The organism is Rhodococcus sp. 05-2255-3B1, assembly GCF_002258545.1.
Lineage (GTDB): Bacteria > Actinomycetota > Actinomycetes > Mycobacteriales > Mycobacteriaceae > Rhodococcoides.
In genome coordinates, this window is the sequence record NZ_NOZC01000002.1 from 1 (window position 1) to 23,649 (window position 23,649).

The following is a 23,649-nucleotide window of genomic DNA, read 5'->3' on the forward strand; positions in this document are numbered from 1 at the left end:
GGTCGCGGGTTCGTCGGGACAGACCTCGGACTACCTCGGTCGCAGTGGCCGCGCAAACGGCTATTGGCTCAACGGCGGCGCAGGCGCACGGAAGGCCGTCTACTGGCAGACGGGGTCGGTCGATCGCTGGGAGCTGTCCACCACCGGCGAAGCGGAATCCGGATCGAACGCCGGGACGAACCTGGAACTGGTCAGCAAAGATGATGCGGGCGCTACCATCGCGACGCTGTTGAAGATCACCCGATCATCGGGACTTCTCACCTGGGCTACCGCTCACATCTTCAACGCCGCGATCAAGGCGATGGGTGGGTTCGGTGCGGCGATCACGGCGAAGACCGCGAACTACGCGGTGACCGCCACAGACCACACGATTCTCGCGAGCGGCACGATCACAATCACCCTGCCGTCTGCTGTCACCATCGGCACCGGACGAATCTTCAAAGTGAAGAACACGGGGGCTGGGTCGATCACCGTCGCGGTTAGCGCGTCAGGCGGAACGATCGACGGTGCTGCCACGGCGACCCTCGCGGCCTCCGAGAAGGCAACGTTTCAGACGGACGGTGCCAACTGGTACACGGTCTGACGACGGACTGCGCCGCGGTGGGTCACCTAGTCGAAGTAGGGGCTGCCGAGGTCGGGTTCGCTGTCGTACGGCTGGTCGACGTCGGCGAACCTGCCACTGCGGAAGACCTCGCGCTGCCACTGACCGCACCGGCCGCATCTGCGGTAGTGGACGTCGGTGTCGGTGGTCGATCCGGTCGACGAGACCATCACCACGGAAGAGTCCACCGCCTGATCGGACTCGACCAAGCAGAAAGCCCCCGACTCATTTCGAGTCGGGGGCTTTTCGTCGTTCGAACTGGGTCAGCTAGTGGGTGTTGCAGCGGCCGTCAAGGTACCTTCCGGCAGTTTCCACTCAACCCTCTGATTGTTTGCCGAGCTGCTGATGGTGTAGCCGATCGCAACCGATTCGACGGGGATGTCGAGAGTTACCCGTGCATCTGCAGCTGAGTTCGGAGGTAGGTCGATGACCTTGCTACCTCCTCGGCAGGGGTTGGCGTCGGAGGTATCAACATTCCGGGTCACCTTCCCTGCACCGTCGACGTAGTAGAAGTCGGACGGCCACAGCCACTCGATCTGGGTTACGTCGTAAATCTGAACGGACGCAGTGAGCGCCATCTTCATCACGCTGGGGGAATCCGCATTAGCTTCACAACCGTCGGAATCCAGCGCGGTATCAGTGATATCAATAACCTCAGGCACGGAGATCGGCTCGCCCAACTCCGCTTCGAGTGCACCTCGTTTGTTCGTCGGATCCTCGACTGCAGCCGCCGAGTCGGGGGTGGAAGTATCCGTAGTAGTGGTGGCAGGCTCGTTCGTTGTTGAGCATCCAGAGATAGCCAGCACAGCTCCTGCGATGAAGATCAGGGTCCGTTTCATGTGCTTACTCCTACCAGACTGTCAGGTTCGGTTGGCTCCAGGGAGGATTCAAGCCCTGCGCGAAGCGGCCATTAGTACCCCTTGTGATTACTTGGCTCGACGAGCTGACCGTTTCCGATGACCATGGCCACGTGCCCGTCCCAGACTGCGAGGTCACCGGGCATCACCTCACCGGGTGCCACGGCGGATCCGATGTCCTGTTCCTGTGCCAGACGCGGGATCTCGATGCCCTGCTGCGCGTACGCCCACTGGGTCAATCCGCTGCAGTCGAGCCCGCGGCCCGGCGTGGTACCTCCCCACGCGTAGGGCACACCCTGTTGGGTCAGTGCGCTGCGGACGGCACCTGCGGCTTCGGCGTTGGGCGCGGTGACGGTGCTGCCGTCGGGTAGGCGTATCTGGACTCCCCGGCCGATGTGCTCGGGGGATCGGGAGGGATCGGTGCCCGGATTGCCCAGGTAGTTGTGGGCACCACCGCTGCCGAGCGACTCGGTCCCCGCGGCGGGGGACGAGACGGACTGGGCGAACGTCTTCGCCAGCTTCTCGCCTGCCTCGATCACCTGTGATGTCGCGGGTGAGGTCATGAGATTCGAGGGTGCGCCGGAGGCCGGTGTCGGTTCGCCGCCCACGGGGGCGGGAACCGTGGGCGGAACGGCCAGTTCACCGACTTTCGTGGTGTGGACGGCCAATTCGCCGCGAACCCTGGACACCACCACGAGAGCTCGCTCGAGGTGCTCGATGGCCGCCGTGATCAGCATGGTCTGCCCCGGCGGGGTGGCGATGATCGGCCCGGCCGACAGTGCGATTCCCACGAAGGACTGCACGATCGCCTGCAGCTCGAGGAAGCCTTGGTTGGTGTCGCGACAGGCCCGATCGACGACGGCAGCGATGTCGTCGGCGTGGTCGGCGAGAGCGACGGCGCTCTTATGGGCGTTCTCGGCGTAGCGAACTGCCGCATCGGCGGCCTCACCGTTCCAATTCGCAGCGAGCTCGGTGACCGCGACCCTGCCGATTCCCCGAGCCGCCTCGATCGCTGCCGAGGACACCCGCAGCACGTCGGCCGGCCCCCCGGTGGGGAGCGCCCCGTTGCCGAAGGCCCCGAGCAGATCGACGATGGGACGGGCCAGCAGATCGATCATCGGCGCTTACCGCGCGTCCGTCGCGACACCGGCGGCCGAGGCCGCAACGGTTGCGCCGGTGCCGGCATCGGTGAGGGCGTACGAGACCGCGGATGCAGTGGCCGCGGAGCCGATGCTCGCCACCGCGCCGGCCAGGCGCACCACGGCATCGGTGTGCGCCAGATGGGTAACGGTGACCGCGCCGAGAAACTCCTGTCCGATCAGGCCGAAGACCGGAGCCAGCACAGCGGGGCCGCACGCGGCGGCGGCAGCACCTGCCGCCGCGATCTGCTCGGCCATGGTCGACGCCACCGCACCGTATGCGAGGACCCCCTCGGTTTCGACGACGAGCTCGGCCATCACTGCCCCCTGAGTATGCAATCGATTCACGGTCGCCGAGTGCGACGCCCAACTGGTTCGACGCGGGTACGTGCCATTCGGTTCCCCCGAGTTGCCGTTCGCGCCCCGCCGCGCACGTCCTATCCTGGTCGGCATGGAAACACACGTGGTCGATCACCCACTGGCCGCAGCCCTGCTCACCACGATGCGGGACGAGCGCAGCGACAACGCCACGTTCCGGTCGGCTCTGCGCCAGCTCACCCACATGCTGGTCTACGAGGCCACCCGCGATGCCGCGATCGACACCTTCGAGGTTCGGACACCCGTCGCGGTCACCGAGGGAACCAGGCTGGCTCGACCGCCGTTGCTGGTTCCGGTTCTGCGTGCGGGCCTCGGCATGGTCGAGAAGGCCAGCAGCCTCATCCCGCAGTCCGGCGTCGGTTTCGTCGGGATGGCCCGAGACGAGGAAACGCACCAGCCCGTGCCGTATATGGAATCCCTGCCCGACGATCTGTCGAGGACGCCCGTCTACGTATTGGACCCGATGCTCGCCACCGGTGGATCCATGGTCCACACGATCGAACTGCTCGTCGGCCGCGGCGCAGCCGACGTGACCGCCATCTGCGTCGTTGCTGCTCCCGAAGGGGTTGCCGCCCTCGAAGCCTCGGGTCTGCCGGTGCGACTGGTGGCCGCGAGCATCGACGACGGCCTCAACGACAACGCCTTCATCGTTCCCGGCCTCGGCGACGCGGGCGATCGTCAGTTCGGCCCGCGCTGACGAACGCTGCCGCGCCGAGTCTGGTCCTCGGCGTCTCGTGGCCGTCGGTGGCGTCACCTGCACCGCAGCCCGGCTTGCGGCTGCTCGACGTCGCCACCGAGCAGATCGAGTTCCGCGAACTGGTCGGTCGCACGCTCGGATTCCGTGCGCCGGGTGCGTCGACCGATCGATACTGCACCGGGCGCATGGCATTTCGGGCCGACGGCCCGCCGCGCTACGTGCCGTGCCCCGGCCGGGAGCGGGCCGTCGCGTCGGGACAGTGCGCGTCGTGCGCGGACAAGGACAGCTTCAGATTCGTGCACACCGTGCATCGCAGCGGGTTCGTCTCGCGGGATCTGGAAAAGCATGTCATGCAACCGCATTGGTTGTATCTGGCAGCGTTCGCCAACGGCACCTTCAAGATCGGGACGGCAGCGGACACCCGTAAATGGGGCCGATTGGCCGAGCAAGGTGCCATCTGCGCTCGGTACGTTGCTCACGCGGACGACGGAAAGGTCGTCCGAGTAGCCGAGGATCTCGTGACCGAATCGATGGGACTACGGCAGGCGGTGCGGTCGGCCGCAAAGGCCGCCTCGCTGTGTCTGCCGATCGACGTCGACAGGCTCGATGCCGCCGCCGCTGCTCGGGCCGAGCAGGTCCGCGAGATGCTGACCGAGGCAGACATCGCCGGATGCACTCCGATCGACGAACGATGGGCCCCGCCCGCAGGCCGGGAAGCGTTGAGCGAGAACGTCAGTCGCGTCGCCTACCCCGCAGACATCGCAACCGGATCCCACGGTCTCGAGATCAGGACCTGCGTCGGGCAGGCGGTGATCGCGACCGTCGACGACGAGACCTACGTCGTGGATCTGGCGGCGCTGAAGGGTCGGCGAATCGAACTGGGGGCCTTCACGTCCGATCTGCCTGCGGTGCAGTCGGCGCTGTTCTGAGGGTTCCTCGACGCCTAGAGGTGTTGGGCGTAGTCGGTCAGTTCGGCCAGGATCTCGGCTGCTGCCGCCCGCGCTCTCGGCAGGTCCTCTCGGCCGACGACCTGCTCGATCACTTCGAGGTAGGCCTTGAGCTTCGGTTCGGTACCGGACGGTCGCACGATCACCCGCAGCCCCGATCCGCTGATGTCGACTGCGTCGGTGCGTAATTCGTCGTCGCGCTGGGCGTAGTCCACAACGGTGACGGCCCGACCGGCCAATTCGGTCGGCGGTTCGGTGCGGAGCCGGTCCATCATGTTCCCGATCTCGGCGAGGTCCTGCACCCTCCGCGAGACCTGTGCACCCAGGTGTACGCCGAACTCGACCGCGAGGTCGTCGAGCACATCGAGCAGGGTGCGGCGCTCCTGCTTCAGGCCGGCGGCCAGGTCGGCGAGTACCACGGCGGCCGAGATGCCGTCCTTGTCGCGCACCACCGTCGGATCGACACAGTGTCCGATGGCCTCCTCGTAGGCGTACACGAGGCCCTCACCCGCACGGACGAGCCACTTGAAGCCCGTCAGGGTGCGGGCATAGCGAGCGCCGCGCGCCGGGGCGAGCGCAGAGAGCAGTTGTGACGACACGATCGTGTTGGCCACCAACGGGTCTGCGGGGCAATGACTCAGCAGGTCGTTCGCGAGGAGGGCACCGGTCTCGTCGCCGGTCAGCATGCGCCAGCCGTCGGGCCCGGGAACTCCGACCGCACAGCGGTCGGCATCGGGGTCGAGTGCGATCGCGATATCGGCGTCGATGTCGGCCGCCAGTGCGAGCACCGCGTCGGCCGCGCCCGGTTCCTCGGGGTTGGGGAACGTCACGGTCGGGAACGCGGGGTCCGGTTCGAATTGGTCCTCGACCACCCGGATGTCACGGAACCCCGCACCACGCAGTGCGGCCGTCGCGAGCTCGCCACCGACACCGTGCAGGGGAGTCAACGCGATGCGGATGTCTCGACGCGTCGAACGTGGCAGTGCGACAACGGAGTCGAGGTATCGCGCTGCGATGTCGGAGCCGCCGGGCTGCACGATCGCGCGCGGGATCTCGACCGCGTCGGCCGTGGCGGCGATCAGCGCTTCGATCTGGGCGTCACTCGGCGGGATCAATTGCGAGCCGCCGCGTAGGTACACCTTGTACCCGTTGTCGGCCGCAGGGTTGTGCGACGCCGTGATCTGTACGCCGAGTTCGGCGTCGAGTGCCCGCACAGCGAAGGCGACGACGGGGGTCGGCAGTGGCCGCGGCACCATCACCACGGAAAAGCCCTGCGCGGAGAAGACTTCGGCGGCCGCGAAAGCGAACTGCTCGGATCCGTTTCTGGCGTCGCGACCGACCACAACGGTTGACCCGCCGAGACCGTTCTCGATCAACCACGCCGCGATGCCGGCCGAGGTTTTCGTCACCACCGCCACGTTCATCCCGTTCGGTCCCGCGCGCACCGGGCCACGGAGCCCCGCGGTGCCGAACGTCAGGGGACCGCTGAACCTGTCGGCGAGTTCGGCGTCGGACAGGCCGTCGAGTTCCTCGCGGGCGACGGGGTCGGGATCGCCTGCGATCCATTGTTGCACCCGCTCGGTGAGCTCCTCGGTCACAGGCGTGAAACCAACTCGTGCAACAGCGCTCCCATGCGAGCGGCGGAATCCTTTCCGGCAGCGAGCACTTCGGTGTGATCGAGGTGTTCGCCGGTCATTCCGGCGGCGAGGTTCGTCACCAGAGAGATGCCGAGGACGCGTGCACCCTTCGCGCGGGCGGCGATCGTCTCGTGCACCGTAGACATCCCCACGAGGTCGGCACCGAGCGTGCGCAGCATCTTGATCTCGGCGGGCGTCTCGTAGTGGGGGCCGGGCAGTCCGGCGTAGACGCCGTCCTCGAGCGACGGGTCGATCCGTGCCGCGAGCGCGCGAAGTTCGGGCGAGTACGCGTCGACCAGATCGACGAATTCGGCACCGATGAGGGGCGAGCGAGCCGTGAGATTGAGGTGGTCGGAGATCAGCACGGGCTGCCCGACGCTCATACCGTCCCTGATACCGCCTGCAGCGTTGGTCAGCACGACGGTCGTGGCACCGGCGGCGATCGCGGTCCGCACGGGATGCACGACGCGTCGTAGATCGTGGCCCTCGTAGGCATGAGTGCGTCCCTGGAGCAGCAGTGTGTGGGTACCGCCGACGTCCACCGAGGTGATGGTGCCGGAATGCCCCGACGCCGACGGCGGCGCGAAACCGGGCAGGTCGGCCATGCGCACGGTCGCGGTGGGGGAGCCGAAGACGTCGGCTGCCGCCTGCCATCCGGAACCGAGAACGATGGCCACGGTGTGGGTATCGACCCCGGTTGCTGCGGCGAGTGCGTCGGCGGCGGTGCGCGCGGCACCGTCGGGATCGGTCACGGGGTCGGTCGTATGTGCGTCGGTGGTTGCCACGATGAACAACAGTAGGAGATCGACGACACGGATGTGCGACCGGCGGAAGTTACCGTTGGGTAGTATCCGCTGCATGCCTTATCTCGAACGCGACGGCGACGTCCACATCCTGTTCCTCGGTGCCCAGGACGGAGCGGACAATCCAGAGAACCGTTTCCACCCGGACTGGATCGACACCACCCACGCGTTGCTCGACGAGGTCGAGGCCTCGGAGGGCCCGGCGGCTCTGGTGACCACGTCGGCAGGCAAGTTCTACAGCAACGGTCTCGATACCGACTGGCTGTTCGCCAACCTGGACAAGATCACCTGGTATCTCGACCGCGTCCACACCCTCTACACCCGGTTGCTCGCTTTCCCGATGGCCACCGTCGCAGCTGTGCAGGGGCATGCATTCGGTGCGGGCGCGATGTTCGCCACCTCGCACGACTTCCGTGTCCAGCGCGCCGACCGAGGCTTCTACTGCCTGCCCGAGGTGAACCTGAACATGCCGTTCACCGTGGGAATGTCTGCTCTGATCAACTCCCGGCTGCCCAAGCAGACCGCCGTCGAAGCCATGACGACCGGTCGCCGCTACGGCGGTGCCGACGCAGTGGCCGCCGGAATCGTCGAGGCGACGGCATCGGAGGAGACGCTGCTGTCCGACGCGGTCGCGAAGGCGGCGGCGCTGACGAGCACCCGGGGTGCGAACCTTGCCGGGATCAAGAGTCGTATGCACGTGGATCTGCTCGCCGCGCTGAACACCGCGACAGACGACAGCAACTTCAGCTTCGGGAAGTAGCAGGACCGTCGTCACCCGCGACTCGGCACAGCTCTGTTCCGACACTCGGTCGCGCTAGTGACACACTGTCTCTCGTGATCGACGAATCGAACAGTGCTGCCGTGGGCGAGGCGATGGACCGCGCCCTGGCCGACGCCACCGACGAAGTGGTCGCGCTCTCGCACTCGATCCACGCGGAACCGGAGCTGGCGTTCGCCGAACATCGCAGCGTCGCCAAGATCCTCGATACCCTCCGGGCGCACGATTTCGAGGTCGAGACGGCCGTTGCGGACATGGACACCGCCTTCACCGCGTCGTTCGGCAGCGGCGATCTGGTGATCGGTATCTGTGCCGAATACGACGCTCTACCCGAGATCGGTCATGCGTGCGGGCACAACATCATCGCGGCCTCGGCTGTGGGTGCTGCGCTTGCGCTCGCTCCGGTCGCCGACGCTCTCGGCATCACCGTGCGCGTGCTCGGTACCCCGGCCGAGGAGACCGGCGGCGGCAAGGTGTTGATGCTCGAGCGAGGAGTGTTCGACGGCGTCGGCGCGGCGTTGATGGTCCATCCCGGTCCCTTCGACATTGTCGGTGCGACGTCGCTGGCGCTGGCGGACATCGCCGTCGAGTTCACCGGCCGGGCCGCCCACGCGTCCGCCGCTCCCGAGTGGGGGATCAACGCAGGCGATGCGGTGACCATCAGTCAGGTGGCACTCGGGCTACTGCGGCAGCACCTCGCGCCGGGTCAGCAGCTGCACGGCATCGTCAGTGACGGGGGTGCGGCCCCGAACATCGTGCCCGGCCACGCGGAGTTGCTGTACTACCTGCGCGCGAACACCACCGAATCGTTGCACGCTCTGACCGCGAAGACTTACGCGTGTTTCGAGGCAGGAGCGATCGCCACCGGGTGCACTCACGAGATCCGTACGGTGTCGCCGACCTACGCGGCGTTGACGCCGGATTCGTGGCTGGTCGCGGCATTTCGGCAGGAGATCGAAGCGCTGGGCCGATCGCCCCTCGCTCCGGATTTGGAAGGATTTCGCCCGTTGGGCAGCACAGACATGGGAAACGTGACGAATGTTCTACCCGGTATCCATCCCGTCGTCGGACTCGATGCAGGAGGGGCGGTGACGCATCAGCCGGAGTTCGCCGCCGCGTGCATCACGGAGTCGGCCGATCGGGCATTGTTCGACGGAGCCCTCGGTCTCGCCAGGACCGCTGCGCGTGCCGCCGCCGATCCCGGTACCCGTGCTCGTCTGCTCGACGGCGTGATCGCCCGCTCGGCGGCGCAGTCGTGAGCACCCGAGAAGACGCGATCGATCGGTGGATTCACGCGCACACGGCCGACCTGTCTCTGTGGCGTCGGCACATTCACGCCAATCCGGAACTGGCTCGACGCGAATTCGGCACCACCGCATTCGTGATGGAGCATCTCGAAGCAGCGGGCCTGTCACCCAAGCCGCTCCCCGGCGGAACAGGGTTGATCTGCGACATCGGACCCGACGGTCCCCGGGTGGCGTTGCGGGCGGACATGGACGCCCTGCCGCTGCAGGAGAACACCGGCGCGGTGTACTCGTCGACCGTGCCTGGGGTGTCCCACGCCTGTGGGCACGACGCACACACCACCGTGTTGCTCGCAACGGGGCTGGCGCTGGCGTCGCTGCCGGACCTGCAGTACGGGGTGCGTCTGATCTTCCAGCCCGCCGAGGAGGTCATGCCGGGCGGTGCGCTCGACGCGGTGGCGGCGGGAGCGCTCGACGGCGTCACCAAGATCTTTGCGCTGCACTGTGATCCGCGGCTCGAAGTGGGGCAGGTCGGCCTACGTCTCGGTGCGATCACCTCGGCGGCGGATACCGTCGAGCTGCGGCTGGATTCGCCCGGCGGGCACACCTCGCGGCCACATCTGACCACCGATCTCGTGTACGCGCTCGGCACCGTCATCACCGGCCTGCCCGGAATGTTGAGCAGGCGAATCGACCCGCGGACCAGCACGGTCATGGTCTGGGGAGCGGTGGTCGCCGGCCAGGCTCCCAACGCCATACCGCAGACCGGCATGCTGACCGGCACCGTCCGCACCGGTGACCACGAGACCTGGGCATTGCTCGAACCGTTGGTCCGGGAGATCGTCACCGGATTGCTCGCACCGACCGGGGTCCGATTCGAGCTGCACTACCGTCGCGGCGTGCCTCCCGTGGTCAACGATCCGGAGTCGACGCACACGTTCGAGAAGGCCGTCGGCCGGGTCGGACCCGACGCGCTGGCCGATACCGCGCAATCCGGTGGCGGTGAGGATTTCTCGTGGTACCTCGAACGCGTGCCGGGCGCAATGGCTCGACTCGGTGTGTGGCCGGGTACCGGACCACAACTCGACATCCACCAACCCACCTTCGATCTCGACGAACGAGCACTGGCCGTCGGCGTGAAGGTGATGACCGCAATCGCGCTGGATCCGAACTAGAGGTGGGGGACGAGACGGTGTTCGACGTGTCGCCGATCGGGATCGTCGGATCCGATCGCGCCGAAGTGGTGGACGACAACTGGGGGTCGCTCGAGTCCGTGATCGACCTGCACGAGAGTGTCCTCGACGCCGACGCGACCCTCGGTCTCGCCGAGTTCTCCCACCTCGAGGTGGTCTACGGCTTCCACCTGTGCGATCCCGCCGCGACGACCACCGGCTCACGGCACCCCCGCGGTGATACGACGCTTCCTCGGGTGGGTGTCCTCGCTCAACGAGTCAAGGACCGACCCAACCATCTCGGGGTGTCGCGGTGCGAGCTCGTCGACGTGGACGGACTGCGCATCCGAGTCCGAGGTCTCGACGCGATCGACGGCTCACCGGTGTTCGATATCAAGCCGTTCCTGCAGTCCATGGTTCCGAAGCGTGAAGACGTGAGGGAACCGGCGTGGGTGGCGTCGGTCATGAAGAACTACTTCTGAGCTGGATGTCCGGCTACGAGGTGGTACCCGGGCCGACGTTGCGGCTGTTGCGGGTGCGTAGGTCTCGCACGTATTCGGCTGGGGCACCGGCGATTTCGGCTGCCTCCGCCATCACGCCGAGGTAGCGTGCCGACGGCAGACCGCCCTCGTAGGCGTCGAGTACGTACATCCACGCGAGCACCGGCTCCCGGCCGGTCTCGATGCGCAGCCGGATCTTCCGATGAATGCCGAGTTCGGAGCCCTCCCAGCGATCCAGACTCTCCTCGTCCTCCTCGGACACGTCGTAGAGCACCACGAACACCTGCGAGTCGGGATCCTCGACGACCGTCGCCAGCGCGCCTTCCCAGCCGATGTCGCCGCCGCCGAAGGTCAACCGCCATCCGTGCAGCCATCCGGTTCCCGACAGGGGCGAGTGAGGGCATCGCTGCAACATCTGCTCCGGATGCATGTTCGATCCGTACGCGGCATAAATTGGCACGTCGGCCAGCCTAAACCGTATCGGTGCACACTGACGCCCCGTGGTCGTGTTTCGGTGCGTCGCCCCAGGTCCGGCCTCCCATCGGGCCGACGAAGCCAGCCCTACCGACGCGCGAGGACAGCCTCTCGAATACCGTTGACGCGAGACAACGAGAGATTTCGAGCACGCGAGAAGAGGATCAATGACCCGGATTGTGATCATCGGTGGTGGTCCGGCAGGGTACGAAGCAGCGTTGGTTGCCGCACAGCACGGCGGAGAGGTGACGCTCGTCGATTCCGACGGTATCGGCGGTGCCTGCGTCCTCTGGGACTGCGTGCCGTCGAAGACGTTCATCGCGTCGACCGGCATTCGCACCGAGATGCGTCGAGCCAGCGACCTCGGCATCTCCCTCGATCCGTCGCAGGCCGCCGTCGCATTGCCGAAGATTCACGACCGCGTGAAGAGCCTCGCGCAGGCGCAGTCGTCCGACATCGCCCACCGCGTCACCTCCGTCGGGGTGCAACTGCTGGCCGGACGCGCCGAGATGATCGACTCCCATGTCGGGATGGCCTCGCACCAGATCAAGGCCGTCCTCGCCGACGGCGAAGAACGCATCCTCGACGCCGATGTCGTGCTCATCGCGACCGGAGCCCGCCCCCGCGTGGTCAAGGGAGCCGAGCCCGACGGCGAACGCATCCTCAACTGGCGTCAGCTCTACGACCTCGAGGCTCTCCCCGAACACCTGGTGGTCGTCGGATCCGGTGTGACCGGTGCCGAGTTCGTCTCGGCCTACACCGAGATGGGCGTCAAGGTCACCGCGGTCTCGAGCCGTGACCGCGTCCTCCCGCACGAGGACGAGGACGCCGCGCTGGTGCTCGAGGACGCGTTCAACGAGCGCGGTGTCACCCTCGTCAAGCATGCCCGCGCCGATTCGGTGGTCCGCACCGACGACGGTGTTCGCGTCACGCTCTCGGACGGTCGCACCGTCGAGGGCAGCCATGCGCTGATGACCGTCGGATCGGTGCCCAACACCTCCGGTCTCGGTCTCGAGAGGGTCGGCATCGAACTCGACAAGGGCGGATATCTGCGCGTGGATCGCGTCTCGCGTACCGCGGTCGCGGGCATCTACGCAGCCGGCGACTGCACCGGTCTGCTGCCGCTGGCCTCGGTCGCGGCGATGCAGGGACGCATCGCGATGTACCACGCACTGGGGCAGGCGGTCAGCCCGATCAAGCTCAAGACCGTGGCCTCGGCGGTGTTCACTCGGCCCGAGATCGCGTCGGTCGGCGTCGCGCAGTCCACGATCGACGCAGGCGACGTGCCCGCGCGCGTGGTGATGCTGCCGCTCACCACCAATCCGCGAGCGAAGATGAGCGGCCTCAAGCGTGGTTTCGTGAAGATCTTCTGCCGTCCGGCCACCGGCGTCGTCATCGGCGGTGTCGTGGTCGCCCCGAGTGCGTCGGAGCTGATTCTGCCCATCGCGATGGCGGTGCAGAACAATCTGTCGGTCAACGACCTGGCCAACACGTTCTCGGTGTACCCGTCGCTGTCCGGTTCGGTCATCGAGGCCGCGCGCCAGCTGATGGCGCACGACGATCTGGACTGATCTCACGATGTGAGAATTGCGTTTCATATTTCGGTAGCACGTGAGACAGTCGAAGGAGCGGACACACCCGTCCGCTCCTTCTTCGACTCAGCGGATCCGCGGGCCGTTCTTCCCCCCATTCCTGCTGCCCCGGAGTCTCTCTCATGTCCTCTACGTACCTTCCCGCCGGCCTGGCCAGGCGCACCGACTCGCTCACCAGCTCGGCCATCCGCGACCTCCTGTCCCTCACCGCACGTGACGACGTGATCAGCCTGGCCGGAGGTCTACCGGCCACCGATCTGATACCGGTCGACCGCATCGCCGCAGCCGCAGAGGCTGCGCTTCGCCGCCCCGACGCGGTGCAGTACTGCGAGACATCCGGCCACCGCACTCTGCGCAGCGTCATTGCGGCCAGGGAATCGGCCGTGCGCGGGGGAGTGCCCGTTCCGGTCGAGTCCGTCATCGTCACGCACGGTTCGCAACAGGCCCTGACGTTGCTCGCGCAGGCCCTGATCGACCCGGGCGCTGTCGTCGTGGTCGACGAACCCGCGTACACCGGTGCGCTGCAAGTCTTCTCTATCGCCGAAGCGAGCATCGAGTCCATTCCCCTGACCGATACCGGAATGGACACCGACGAACTCGAACGTCGACTGACAGCGGGACTGCGGCCCGCTGTGGTCCACACCGTCGCCAACTTCCACAATCCGCGTGGAGTCACGATGAGCGAGCAGCGACGTCGTCACCTCGCGGCGCTGGCGGATCACTACGGATTCTGGGTGATCGAGGACGACCCGTACGGTGAGATCTGGTTCGGAACAACGGAATCCGGCGTCGACGCCCCGCCGGCACCGATCGCGCGTCACAGCGATCGCGTCATCCGACTGTCGAGTGCGTCGAAGATCCTGGCTCCGACGCTCCGAGTCGGCTGGTTCGTCGCCCCACCCAGCGTCTGTGCGGCGGTGGAACTGCTCAAGCAGGGCGCGGATCTGTGCGGATCCTCGCTGACGCAGTCGATGACGGCGGAGATGCTCGCCGACTCCGCGTGGCTGGACGCACACCTGACTGTTCTGCGGCGCGAGTATGCCTGCCGTGCAACGGCATTGATCGCCGCTCTCGCCGCACAGTTCGGTGATCGGCTGGTCGTCTCACGCCCCGCGGGAGGGATGTTCGCCTGGGCCACCTTCCTGGACGGAACCGACACCGGCCAGTTGCTCGATGCGGCACTCGAGCACGGAGTTGCCTTCGTGCCGGGAACGGCGTTCGCGTCGGGTGCGCAGTACCGTCACTCGCTCCGGTTGAGCTACGCCGGATCCACCCCGCCCGTGCTGGCAGACGCAGTGCAACGATTGGCCGCCGCGCACTCGGCAGGTTCTGCGGCCTGACGACCAGGGGCGGTAGCCTGACGTGCAAGCAATGCGGGGATTTTCGAAGGAGAGGGAGCGTTCGAGATGAGCAACCGATCGAATACGAAGTTCCTCGGACCCGACCAGCGGGTGGAGGCGTGGGACCAGCTCGGAACCGAGCAGTTCGACGTAGTTGTCGTCGGCGGTGGCGTCGTCGGCTCAGGAGCGGCCCTCGACGCGGCGACGCGCGGACTGAAGGTCGCCCTGGTCGAGGCGCGTGATTACGCGTCGGGAACGTCCTCTCGCTCGTCCAAGATGTTCCACGGCGGGCTTCGATACCTCGAGCAGCTCGAGTTCGGGCTCGTGCGCGAGGCCCTGCACGAACGCGAACTCTCTCTGTCCACGCTCGCACCGCACCTGGTCAAGCCGCTGAAATTTCTCTTCCCGCTCACGCATCGGTTGTGGGAGCGGCCCTACATCGCCGCGGGCATCTTCCTCTACGACCGCATGGGTGGGGCCAAATCGGTGCCGCAGCAGAAGCACCTGACTCGATCCGGTGCACTGCGTATGTCGCCCGGGATCAAACGCAAGTCGCTGATCGGCGGGATTCGGTACTACGACACCGTCGTCGACGACGCCCGGCACACCATGATGGTCGCCAGAACGGCCGCCCACTACGGCGCAGTGGTGCGCACATCGACCCAGGTGGTCGGATTCCTGCGTGAGGCCGACCGGGTTTCCGGTGTCCGCGTGCGTGATTCGGAGACCGGTGCCACCACCGAGGTGCGGGCACACGTGGTGATCAATGCCACCGGCGTGTGGACCGACGAGATCCAGTCACTGTCCAACATGCGCGGCCGGTTCCGGGTACGCGCCTCGAAGGGCGTGCACATCGTGGTGCCGCGCGATCGAATCGTCAGCGAGGCCGCGATCATTCTGCGCACCGAGAAGTCGGTGCTGTTCATCATTCCGTGGGGCGCGCACTGGATCATCGGTACCACCGACACCGACTGGAACCTCGATCTCGCACACCCGGCCGCCACCAAGGCCGACATCGACTACATCCTGGGCGAGGTCAACTCGGTGCTCGTCACGCCGCTCACCCACGAGGACATCGACGGGGTCTACGCGGGCTTGCGGCCACTGCTCGCCGGCGAGAGCGACGAAACCTCCAAGCTGTCCCGGGAACACGCGGTCGCTCGGGTTGCACCCGGACTCGTCGCCATCGCGGGCGGCAAGTACACGACCTACCGCGTGATGGCCGAGGACGCAGTCGATCTGGCCGCCGAGGACATCCCGGTGCGGGTGGCGTCCTCGATCACCGAGAAGGTGCCCCTCGTCGGTGCCGACGGCTACTTCGCGCTGGTCAATCAAGCACCGCACCTGGGCGAGATGCACAAGCTGCATCCGCATCGGGTGACGCATCTGCTCGACCGATACGGTTCGTTGATCGACGAGGTGTTGGCCATGGCCGACGGCAAACCCGAACTGCTGCAACCACTCACCGATGCGCCGGCATACCTCCAGGTGGAGGTGGTGTACGCCGCGGCAGCGGAGGGCGCACTGCATCTCGAGGACGTGCTCTCGCGTCGGACCCGAATCTCGATCGAGTACTCGCATCGTGGGATGAACTGCGCGGGTCAGGTCGCTGCATTGATCGCACCGGTTCTGGGCTGGGACGAGGCCACGGTCGATCGTGAGGTCGAGACCTACCGAGCCCGAGTGGAGGCCGAGATCGAGTCGCAGCGTCAGCCCGACGACGAGTCGGCAGACGCGCTGCGCGTCGTCGCGCCCGAGGCCCGCCAGGAAATCCTCGAACCCGTTCGCACGATCTAGCGCAGTCGAACCAGCGTCCGGGGCGCGCGAGCGGCCGTCGCGCCGGAGACGGCCATGACGAGCAGGGTGAGTATCGCAAGTGTCAGCATGCGATCCATGGTGGTCGGCGAAGCTGTGAAGGGGCTTGGTCGCACCTGACAGGGAGCTTTCAGGTTTCTTCCCGTCGTCGCTCGACAGGGTGGGAGGGCGGCGCGAGCTGCGCCTCGAGATACGCCCTCTCGGCAGGCGACGGGCCGAGAGTTAGCGCGGTCGTTCGTGCGTTCCTGGCCTCCTCCGCGCGGTCCAGGCGATCGAGCATCACAGCTCGACAGGCGTGCCACAGGTAGTGGCCGCCCAGAGAATCGATGGCGTCGAGTGCGTCGAGCCCGGCGGCAGGCCCCTGGCTCTCTCCGATGGCCACGCCGCGGTTGAGTGCCACGATCGGTGTGTTCTCCACAACCGCCAACGCGTCGTACAGCGCGACGATCCGAGACCAGTCGGTGTCGGCGTAGGTCGCTGCTGTGGAGTGACACGCGGCGATGGCTGCCTGGACGGTGTAGCGACTGGGCCGAGAGTCGTTGCGCCGCAGAGCACCCTCCATCAACCCGACGCCCTCCTCGATCGCCTCTCGATTCCATCGAGATCTGTTCTGATCCTCGAGCCTGACGAGGCCGCCCGATTCATCGGTCCTGGTCGCCCGGCGCGAATCCGTGAACAGCATGAGGGCCAGTAGCCCCCGAAGTGACGGCTCGTCGGGCATCAGGTCGATCAGCACGCGGGCCAACCTGAGTGCCTCGTCGCACAGTCGAGGCCGCACCAGCGTCTCGCCGCCGAGATAGCCGGCCGTGAACATCAAATACACCGTGGTGGCCACCGCGTCGAGTCGTTGCGGCAACTCCGCCGAATTCGGTACTCGATACGGAATGTTGGCTGCTGCGATCTTCTTCTTCGCACGCGTGAGCCGTTTGGACATGGTGGCCTCGGGCACGAGCATCAGTCGGGCGACGTCGGCAGTGGCGAGACCACAGAGAGTGCGCAGGCTCAGTGCCACCTGCGCCTCGACGGAGAGCGTCGGATGACAGCAGGTGAAGACCAACCGCAGAAGATCGTCGTCGATCTCGGACTCGTCGCTCTCGCTCCAGTTCTGGTTCGACACCGCGAGATCCGCCGCCTCTCGTTCCTTCGCGGTGCGCCCGGCCTCGCGTCGGAGGATGTCGAGCGCCTTGTTGCGGGCCACGGTCGTGAGCCAGGCACGCGGGTTGTCGGGGACACCCGATCCGGGCCAGTGAGCGAGTGCGGTCACCACCGCCTCGGAGACCGCGTCCTCGGCGACGGCGAAACTGCCGGTGGTGCGCACGAGGGTCGCCAGGACTCGGCGACCCTCGTCACGGACCACGGCCGAGAGGTGCTCGGCCGGTGTACTCATCGAGTCATCGGAATGACCGGCCGGACTTCGATTGCTCCGTTCCATGCCGCTGGGATCTGGGCGGCCAGTGCGATCGCGGCATCGAGGTCCTGTGCCTCGAGGAGGAAGAACCCGGCGAGCACCTCTTTCGCCTCGGCGAACGGACCGTCCGTTGTCAGGACGTCGCCGCCCTTCCCTCCCGACACACGCACCGTGGTGGCGGTCGACGTGGGATGCAGGACCGCTCCGCCGGTGATCGCGGATCCGGCCGCGGCACTGAATGCACCGTATTCGGCCATCTCGTCGGCGACCTCGGGCGAGGTCCAGTCGGCATCATGGGTATAGACGATGGCTGCGTACGTGGTCATGAAGACTCCTCGGGTTCGTCGCGATCGGCACCGTTTGCCGACCTACACACGAAGGACGAACGGGGTTCGTCGAAAAGGACACCACCGACCGAACTATCTCGCCACACCTCGTTTCTGGCAGTGTGGGCAGTGGTAGATCTGGCGTTCCTCCAGGGGATTATCTCCGATCAGACCGAATTCGATGGTGGTTCCGCAGCGTCTGCACGGCTTGTTCTCGCGCCCGTACACCCAGAAGTGTCGGCCCGGACGTCGATCTCCGGTGGTGACGCGTTGGTTGCGATCCTTGTTGGCCATGATCAATCGGTAGGACAGGTCGATCGTCTTGCTCAGGTCACCGGCTTCGCCGACCGGGGTGCGCGGGTCGACGCCCCGGAGAAAGCAGATCTCGTTGCGGTAGACGTTGCCCAGGCCGGCAATGTTGCGCTGATCGAGAAGCGCGAGCCCGATCGGCCGGGCCGGATCCGCTGCGAGCCTGGACAGCGCCACGTCGGGATCCCAGTCGGGACCGAGCAGATCCGGTCCGAGATATCCGACGGCATCGTCCTCGTCCTCGAGGATTTCGAGCACTCCGAGCTCGAAACCGATGGCCTGCGCGTCGGCGGTGTTCAAGATGATCCGCGCCTGGAACGCAGGGCGGCGCCAGCGAGCACCGGGTGCGTAGACGTGCCAGGTGCCCTCCATCTTGAGATGCGAATGAATGGAGTATCCGCCGACTCGAATCAGCAGATGCTTACCGCGTGAGGCGACGGAATCGACGGTCTCGCCGGTGAAGTCGACTGTGGCGTAGCGCGGTACGCGAATGTCGCAGGTGGTGAGCTGTCGGCCCTCGAGTGCGGCGCGCAGGGTGTTGGCGGCGCGCCAGACGGTATCGCCCTCGGGCATCGGTGTTCGTGTCCTCTCCGGTGGTCTCGCAGGCAGTGGGCGATCAGCGACGCAGGCGAAGTCCGCGTGGGGTCGCCGAGAAACCTGCTTCGGTCAAGGTCTTGGCGAAGTCGGTGCCGTGGATGTCGTGACCGTTGATCCGCTCGACGAGTAGCTTGTCGACTCCGCCGCGGCGAACGGTGGCCGCCAATGCGGTTGCTGCAGCGCCGATGTCGTCGGCGTTCTCACCGAACGTGAGCACCGACTTCCCGCCGCGTTCGACGAACATCGTCAACTCGCCCCGAACGAGGACGACCAGTGCACCGGCCTTTCGGCCCGGCCGATGCTTCGTCGTCTCGTCCGGCTTCTCGCCGACACCGGCCTCGCCGCTGCCGGCTTTCGGCCAGGGCAGTGCTCCGCCGTAGGGATTGGCCGGATCGCACGACGCGAGTACGACGGCGCTGGCGTTCTTCTTCGGTTCGTCGTAGCTGCGTAATCGGTCGACCACGTCGGAGGTGGAGAACTGCGCACCGCCGAGTGAGTCGACGAAGTAGCCCCGACGGCATCGACCGGAATCCTCGAATCCGGTGAGCACCTTGTACATCGTGGCGAAGCCGCCGGGCACACCTTCGTTCATCACCGAACCGCGGGTCACCACGCCGTAGCGTTCGAGCAGGACGTCGGCGGTAGCGTGCGCACGGACGGTGAGGTCGGGTTCGAGCTCGGGCAATCGTGACCATCGCCCACCCGCCGTCGGCGGTCCGGTTCGGGTCGGGAGCGAGGGACGCTCGAATTGTCGGTACGAGCGCAACCGCGGTGTACGGCGAGGTGCACGATGACTCGGGGCCGAGCGGGTGGTCGTGGAGTTCAGCAGCGCCCGAAGCGGAGCGAATGTGTCGTTGCTCAGACGACCAGCCCACACCAGCTCCCACAGTGCAGCCTGCAGTGCGGTGTCGTCGGTACTGCCGACGGTGTCGGACAGCTGCCGGAAGAAGTACGCACCGCCCCCCGCGACGGCGTCCTGAATGCGAATCTGCAGTTCCGACAGATCGGACTCGGCTGCAGGCACCAGGGTCAGTGGTGCGGTGTCGGCCATGTGCAGGCTCACCCAGCCGTCCTTCGACGAGATCGCGCCGTGTCCGGACCACAGCACCTCGCCGGTCGAGGTGAGCTCGTCGAGCATCGCCGGACTGTAGTCGGTCACCCGCGACGAGAGCACGAGAGATTCCCACGCCGATGCCGGAACAGGAACGCCCGCAAGCTGTTCGATGACGGTCGCGACGCCGTCGATCCCGCTCAGGCGTCGGCTGTCCACGTGCTGCCACGCGGGCAGGAAGCGGCCCAGGGTGGCGGTGGAGACGGGTTCGACCTCCTGCCGGGCCGCAGCCAGCGACCGCCGCCGCAGTCGCCGAAGTACCTCGGCGTCGCACCATTCGCTACCCGTGGCACCGGGCCGGAATTCGCCCTCGACGACGCGCTTGTCGACGGCGAGTCTGCGTAGGACGTCGCGTACCACGGCGGTGCCGACCCCGAAGCGCGCCGCTGCGTCGTCGAGGGTGAACGGTCCGTGGGTTCGGGCATACCGGCTGATCAGGTCCACCAGCGGATCGTCGACGGGTTCGATGAAGGCGGCCGGAGTACCGATGGGAAGCGGGACGCCCAACGCATCGCGCAATCGAGCGGCGTCCTCGATGGCCGTCCACCAGTTCCGGCCGGCGAACGAGACCTCCATCGCCCGTTTGGCGTCGGCGAGTTCGGCGAGCCACTGCGGATATTCGTCGCCGTCGGTGCGCAGGCCGACTTCGTCCACGGTCAACGGTCCGAGCAGGCGTAGCAGGTCGGCCACGCCTTCGATGTCCTTGGCGTGACGGTCCTCGGGAAGACGCTGCAGTTCGAGTTCGGTGGTGGTGATGACGCTGTCGTCGAGCAGCTCTCGCAGCTCGACGCGTCCGAGCAGTTCGGCGAGGAGCGCCGAGTCGAGTGACAGTGCGGCGGCACGGCGTTCGGCCAACGGGCTGTCGCCCTCGTACATGAATGCGCCGACGTAGTTGAACAACAGCGAATTGGCGAACGGTGACGGTGACGGCGTTTCGACATCGACGATTCTGATCTGGCGTCGGCCGATGCGGGCCAGGATGTCCTCGAGGGCAGGAAGGTCGTAGACGTCCTGCAGGCACTCGCGGACGGTTTCGAGCAGGATCGGGAACGTCGGGTACTTGCGTGCCACGTCGAGCAGCTGAGCCGAACGCTGGCGCTGCTGCCACAACGGCGCGCGTTTGCCCGGGTTTCGGCGGGGGAGAAGCAGTGCGCGCGCGGCACATTCGCGAAATCTCGATGCGAACAACGCCGACCCGCCGACCTGCTCTGTGACGATGTCGGCGATCTCGTCGCGCTCGAACACGAACAGTTCTGCGCCCGGCGGCTGGTCGTCGGTGTCGGGGAGCCGGACGATGATGCCGTCGTCGGATGCGGTGGGGGCGGCGTCGATGCCGTAGCGCTCGATCAGTCTCGCGCCGACTGCGAGGGCCCACGGCGCGTGTACCTGCTGGCCGTAGGTGGAATGCAGCACCAGCCGCCAGTCGCCCAGTTCGTCGCGGAACCGCTCGACGATCATCGTCTTGTCGGTGGGGAGCTGACCGGTGGCCTCGAGTTGCTCGTCGAGCAAGGCGATGAGGTTGTTGACGGCGTTGGCGTCGAGGCCGTCGGAGCTCAGTCGCTCGGCGAGGTTGCTGCGATCGGTGGTGCTTCGCAGGAATTCGCCCAGCGCCTGGCCCAGTTCGGCCGGTCGACCGAGACCGTCGCCGTGCCAGAAGGGGAGCCGGCCGGGTTGGCCGTACGCGGGGCTCACGAGCACCCGGTCGTGGGTGATCTCCTCGATGCGCCAGCTGGTGGCACCGAGTGCGAACACATCACCCACTCGCGATTCGTAGACCATCTCCTCGTCGAGTTCGCCTACCCTGGACTGCTTTTCGCCGACCATGTAGACGGTGAAGAGTCCGCGGTCCGGGATGGTGCCGCCGGAGGTGACGGCCAGTCGCTGCGACCCGGGGCGGCCGGTGAGAGTGTTGGCGTCGCGGTCCCACACCAACCGCGGCCGCAGTTCTGCGAACTCGTCGGAGGGGTAGCGGCCCGAGAGCAGGTCGAGAGTCGACTCGTAGGCGGATCGGGGCAGCGTGGCGAAGCTGCCTGTGCGACGGACCGAGTCGAACCAGTCCTCGGCGTCGATCGGTTCGAGGGCGCAGGCTGCCACGGTCTGCTGCGCCAGGACGTCGAGAGGGTTGGCGGGAACGAACAACGCCTCGATCTTGCCCGACGTCATGCGTTCGACCGTGACCGCGCAGTGGATCAGGTCGGTTCGATGCTTGGGGAACAACACGCCCTTGGAGATCTCGCCGACCTGGTGGCCTGCGCGTCCGACGCGCTGCAGACCGCTGGCCACCGATGGCGGTGCTTCGACCTGAACGACCAGATCGACTGCGCCCATGTCGATTCCGAGCTCGAGGCTGCTGGTGGCCACGACGCAGCGCAGCCTGCCGGTCTTGAGGTCGTCCTCGATCAGTGCGCGTTGGTCCTTGCTGACGCTGCCGTGGTGGGCCCGGGCCAGCAACGGATCGGCACCGTGGTTGACGTCGTTCGGAGTGCCGACCTGCGAGGGCGGCTTGTGTTGTGTTTCCACGCCGTCGCCGATCCGTTCGGCGTACACCTCGTTGAGCCGCGCGGTGAGCCGTTCGGCGAGGCGACGGGAATTGGCGAAGACGATGCACGATTTGTGCTCGAGGATGAGATCGACCATCTTCTCCTCGACGTGCGGCCAGATCGAGCCCTGCGCCGGGGGAGCGGCGGAGGTGTCGGCGTTCGGATCGGTGACGCCCAGTTCGGTCATGTCCTCCACCGGCACCTGGACCGTCAGATCGAAGGTTTTCGGAGCGGGTGGTGCGACGATCTCGATGGGGGCCGCACCGGCCAGGAAACGGCCCACCTCCTCGTGCGGTCGCACCGTCGCGGACAGGCCGATGCGCTGGGCGGGCTTGTCCAGCATCGCGTCGAGCCGTTCCAGGGACACCGCCAGATGCGCGCCGCGTTTGGTGCCTGCCACGGCGTGAACCTCGTCGACGATCACGGTGTCGACCTCGGCGAGGATGTCGCGGGCGGCCGAGGTGAGCATGAGGAACAGCGATTCCGGGGTGGTGATCAGAATGTCCGGCGGAGTCTTGATCATGTTTCTGCGGTCGGCGGCGCTGGTGTCGCCGGACCGCACGCCGACCGAGATCTCGGGTGGGTTCAGGCCGAGCCGCTTGGCGGTCTGGGTGATGCCGACCAGTGGCGCACGCAGGTTGCGTTCGACGTCGACGGCAAGGGCCTTGAGTGGCGAGATGTAGAGAACCTTGGTCTTGCGAGTGCTGTCCGCACCCAGTTGCGCCAGCTCGTCCAAGGCCCACAGGAAGGCCGAGAGCGTCTTGCCCGAACCCGTCGGCGCCACCACGAGAGTGTGCGAACCACTCGAGATCGACGACCACGCGCCCAACTGCGCGGACGTGGGAGCAGGAAAAGCGCCGGAGAACCACTCCCGGGTCGGCCGCGACAACTTCTCCATCACCGACAGCTCGCCCGCTACGTCGGTGCCCGTACTGTGCCTGGCCATCCCATCATCATGCCCCCGGGCACCGACAGATAATCCTCACGCGGTTCTCCGATCGCGCAGCGGTGTCGATTCGAGCGATTCGGGTACACCCCTCCCATGACCGACGACCAAGAGATCATGCAGAAGATTTCCGCGAAACTCGACGCTCTGCTCGGCAGCAAGACCAACGGACTGCAGAACGAGGTGCCTCCGGGCGCAAGCATCCAATCCGACGATGACGATGCCGAGCAGGGGCCGCTCGGTCGTGACTACCACCTGGCGAGCAAGTACGCGCAGGCGCTCGCGATCAACGAGCCACAGGTCATCGACCGTGACGAATTCGATCGATTGGTCGCCGAGTACGGCTGACCCCCGACACCGCCGCGACCCCGGCCCCGGCCCGCACACCGGTCTGGGGCTTCGTCGTGTTCGGATCTGGCGAACGGCGCAGCCACGGAT

At 66.6% G+C, this 23,649-nt stretch carries 22 protein-coding genes; 11 read left to right on the forward strand and 11 right to left on the reverse strand.

Features of this window, described 5'->3' with window-relative positions:
* On the forward strand, positions 1-583 hold a 583-nt coding region (locus CH249_RS27700; RefSeq protein ID WP_218830221.1), incomplete at its 5' end, for a hypothetical protein.
* 26 nt (positions 584-609) lie between these two features.
* Here the strand turns inward: CH249_RS27700 and CH249_RS00335 are convergent.
* From CH249_RS00335 to CH249_RS00350, 4 genes are all read right to left on the reverse strand, one after another.
* Positions 610-789 carry a hypothetical protein gene (locus CH249_RS00335; protein ID WP_143544331.1) on the reverse strand — a complete coding sequence of 60 codons (180 nt, stop codon included), beginning with the start codon at positions 787-789 and terminating at the stop codon, positions 610-612.
* A gap of 75 nt (positions 790-864) precedes the next feature.
* Positions 865-1,440 (reverse strand): hypothetical protein, encoded by a 576-nt coding sequence (locus tag CH249_RS00340; RefSeq protein ID WP_094698874.1) that lies wholly within the window; start codon positions 1,438-1,440, stop codon positions 865-867.
* 71 nt (positions 1,441-1,511) lie between these two features.
* Entirely contained in the window at positions 1,512-2,576 is a 1,065-nt protein-coding gene (locus CH249_RS00345; protein WP_094698876.1) for a C40 family peptidase, read from the reverse strand.
* A gap of 6 nt (positions 2,577-2,582) precedes the next feature.
* Complete coding sequence (locus tag CH249_RS00350; protein ID WP_256987979.1) at positions 2,583-2,945, reverse strand: hypothetical protein; 363 nt, start codon at positions 2,943-2,945, stop codon at positions 2,583-2,585.
* Between the two features lie 103 nt (positions 2,946-3,048).
* On the opposite strand from CH249_RS00350, the gene upp reads away from it, so the two are divergent.
* Both upp and CH249_RS00360 read left to right on the forward strand, forming a co-directional pair.
* On the forward strand, positions 3,049-3,672 hold the full coding sequence (gene upp / locus CH249_RS00355) for a uracil phosphoribosyltransferase (protein WP_032398209.1): 624 nt from the start codon (positions 3,049-3,051) through the stop codon (positions 3,670-3,672).
* 47 nt (positions 3,673-3,719) lie between these two features.
* On the forward strand, positions 3,720-4,601 hold the full coding sequence (locus CH249_RS00360) for a DUF2797 domain-containing protein (RefSeq protein WP_256980279.1): 882 nt from the start codon (positions 3,720-3,722) through the stop codon (positions 4,599-4,601).
* Between the two features lie 14 nt (positions 4,602-4,615).
* Here the strand turns inward: CH249_RS00360 and CH249_RS00365 are convergent, their stop codons facing one another.
* Positions 4,616-6,217 carry a phospho-sugar mutase gene (locus CH249_RS00365; protein WP_094683107.1) on the reverse strand — a complete coding sequence of 534 codons (1,602 nt, stop codon included), beginning with the start codon at positions 6,215-6,217 and terminating at the stop codon, positions 4,616-4,618.
* Positions 6,214-7,116, reverse strand: a complete 903-nt coding sequence (locus tag CH249_RS00370) for a purine-nucleoside phosphorylase (RefSeq protein ID WP_373453514.1) — start codon at positions 7,114-7,116, stop codon at positions 6,214-6,216. Before CH249_RS00370 ends, CH249_RS00365 begins: the two co-directional genes overlap by 4 nt.
* Between CH249_RS00370 and CH249_RS00375 the strand changes: the two genes are divergently transcribed.
* From CH249_RS00375 to CH249_RS00390, 4 genes are all read left to right on the forward strand, one after another.
* A complete protein-coding gene (locus CH249_RS00375) occupies positions 7,115-7,819 on the forward strand; it encodes an enoyl-CoA hydratase/isomerase family protein (protein WP_094683106.1) in 705 nt (234 codons plus the stop codon). The two genes, CH249_RS00370 and CH249_RS00375, sit on opposite strands and share 2 nt — an antisense overlap.
* A gap of 113 nt (positions 7,820-7,932) precedes the next feature.
* Positions 7,933-9,096, forward strand: coding sequence for a M20 family metallopeptidase (locus tag CH249_RS00380; RefSeq protein ID WP_045200012.1), 1,164 nt, complete (start codon positions 7,933-7,935; stop codon positions 9,094-9,096).
* Entirely contained in the window at positions 9,093-10,256 is a 1,164-nt protein-coding gene (locus CH249_RS00385; RefSeq protein ID WP_094683105.1) for a M20 family metallopeptidase, read from the forward strand. Before CH249_RS00380 ends, CH249_RS00385 begins: the two co-directional genes overlap by 4 nt.
* 17 nt (positions 10,257-10,273) lie before the next feature.
* Positions 10,274-10,735, forward strand: coding sequence for an SAM-dependent methyltransferase (locus CH249_RS00390; protein WP_218828390.1), 462 nt, complete (start codon positions 10,274-10,276; stop codon positions 10,733-10,735).
* A gap of 13 nt (positions 10,736-10,748) precedes the next feature.
* On the opposite strand, the gene CH249_RS00395 is transcribed toward CH249_RS00390, so the two are convergent.
* Positions 10,749-11,213: a gamma-glutamylcyclotransferase gene (locus tag CH249_RS00395; RefSeq protein ID WP_032397447.1), complete on the reverse strand. Its 465-nt coding sequence runs from the start codon at positions 11,211-11,213 to the stop codon at positions 10,749-10,751.
* A 181-nt stretch (positions 11,214-11,394) separates the two neighbouring features.
* Between CH249_RS00395 and CH249_RS00400 the strand changes: the two genes are divergently transcribed.
* The 3 genes from CH249_RS00400 (at position 11,395) to glpD (ending at position 15,956) form a co-directional block, all read left to right on the forward strand.
* Positions 11,395-12,798 carry an NAD(P)H-quinone dehydrogenase gene (locus tag CH249_RS00400; RefSeq protein ID WP_045195809.1) on the forward strand — a complete coding sequence of 468 codons (1,404 nt, stop codon included), beginning with the start codon at positions 11,395-11,397 and terminating at the stop codon, positions 12,796-12,798.
* Positions 12,799-12,941: 143 nt separating this feature from the next.
* On the forward strand, positions 12,942-14,159 hold the full coding sequence (locus CH249_RS00405) for a PLP-dependent aminotransferase family protein (protein ID WP_094683104.1): 1,218 nt from the start codon (positions 12,942-12,944) through the stop codon (positions 14,157-14,159).
* A gap of 66 nt (positions 14,160-14,225) precedes the next feature.
* Entirely contained in the window at positions 14,226-15,956 is a 1,731-nt protein-coding gene (gene glpD, locus CH249_RS00410; RefSeq protein ID WP_032397444.1) for a glycerol-3-phosphate dehydrogenase, read from the forward strand.
* A 148-nt stretch (positions 15,957-16,104) separates the two neighbouring features.
* On the opposite strand, the gene CH249_RS00415 is transcribed toward glpD, so the two are convergent.
* The 4 genes from CH249_RS00415 to CH249_RS00430 all read right to left on the reverse strand — a co-directional run bounded on the left by CH249_RS00415 (position 16,105) and on the right by CH249_RS00430 (position 23,211).
* Entirely contained in the window at positions 16,105-17,361 is a 1,257-nt protein-coding gene (locus tag CH249_RS00415; RefSeq protein ID WP_094683103.1) for an RNA polymerase sigma factor, read from the reverse strand.
* Positions 17,358-17,708: a YciI family protein gene (locus tag CH249_RS00420; protein WP_032397443.1), complete on the reverse strand. Its 351-nt coding sequence runs from the start codon at positions 17,706-17,708 to the stop codon at positions 17,358-17,360. Before CH249_RS00420 ends, CH249_RS00415 begins: the two co-directional genes overlap by 4 nt.
* Positions 17,709-17,801: 93 nt before the next feature.
* Positions 17,802-18,590 (reverse strand): DNA-formamidopyrimidine glycosylase family protein, encoded by a 789-nt coding sequence (locus CH249_RS00425; RefSeq protein WP_032397442.1) that lies wholly within the window; start codon positions 18,588-18,590, stop codon positions 17,802-17,804.
* 43 nt (positions 18,591-18,633) lie between these two features.
* Complete coding sequence (locus tag CH249_RS00430; protein ID WP_373453513.1) at positions 18,634-23,211, reverse strand: ATP-dependent helicase; 4,578 nt, start codon at positions 23,209-23,211, stop codon at positions 18,634-18,636.
* Positions 23,212-23,307: 96 nt separating this feature from the next.
* On the opposite strand from CH249_RS00430, the gene CH249_RS00435 reads away from it, so the two are divergent.
* Positions 23,308-23,559 carry a modification methylase HgiDII gene (locus tag CH249_RS00435; RefSeq protein ID WP_094628544.1) on the forward strand — a complete coding sequence of 84 codons (252 nt, stop codon included), beginning with the start codon at positions 23,308-23,310 and terminating at the stop codon, positions 23,557-23,559.
* The last annotated feature ends 90 nt before the right edge of the window (positions 23,560-23,649 follow it).

Bases quoted from the DNA above. Each gene is read 5' to 3' on its own strand.
- CH249_RS00435 (WP_094628544.1), top strand. From the start codon at position 23,308: ATGACCGACGACCAAGAGATCATGCAGAAGATTTCCGCGAAACTCGAC.
- CH249_RS00345 (WP_094698876.1), bottom strand. From the start codon at position 2,576: ATGATCGATCTGCTGGCCCGTCCCATCGTCGATCTGCTCGGGGCCTTC.
- CH249_RS00420 (WP_032397443.1), bottom strand. From the start codon at position 17,708: ATGACCACGTACGCAGCCATCGTCTATACCCATGATGCCGACTGGACC.
- glpD (WP_032397444.1), top strand. From the start codon at position 14,226: ATGAGCAACCGATCGAATACGAAGTTCCTCGGACCCGACCAGCGGGTG.
- CH249_RS00340 (WP_094698874.1), bottom strand. From the start codon at position 1,440: ATGAAACGGACCCTGATCTTCATCGCAGGAGCTGTGCTGGCTATCTCT.
- CH249_RS00400 (WP_045195809.1), top strand. From the start codon at position 11,395: ATGACCCGGATTGTGATCATCGGTGGTGGTCCGGCAGGGTACGAAGCA.
- CH249_RS00370 (WP_373453514.1), bottom strand. From the start codon at position 7,116: ATGCAGCGGATACTACCCAACGGTAACTTCCGCCGGTCGCACATCCGT.
- CH249_RS00380 (WP_045200012.1), top strand. From the start codon at position 7,933: ATGGACCGCGCCCTGGCCGACGCCACCGACGAAGTGGTCGCGCTCTCG.
- CH249_RS00405 (WP_094683104.1), top strand. From the start codon at position 12,942: ATGTCCTCTACGTACCTTCCCGCCGGCCTGGCCAGGCGCACCGACTCG.
- CH249_RS00415 (WP_094683103.1), bottom strand. From the start codon at position 17,361: ATGAGTACACCGGCCGAGCACCTCTCGGCCGTGGTCCGTGACGAGGGT.
- CH249_RS00425 (WP_032397442.1), bottom strand. From the start codon at position 18,590: ATGCCCGAGGGCGATACCGTCTGGCGCGCCGCCAACACCCTGCGCGCC.
- CH249_RS00375 (WP_094683106.1), top strand. From the start codon at position 7,115: ATGCCTTATCTCGAACGCGACGGCGACGTCCACATCCTGTTCCTCGGT.
- CH249_RS00430 (WP_373453513.1), bottom strand. From the start codon at position 23,211: ATGGCCAGGCACAGTACGGGCACCGACGTAGCGGGCGAGCTGTCGGTG.
- upp (WP_032398209.1), top strand. From the start codon at position 3,049: ATGGAAACACACGTGGTCGATCACCCACTGGCCGCAGCCCTGCTCACC.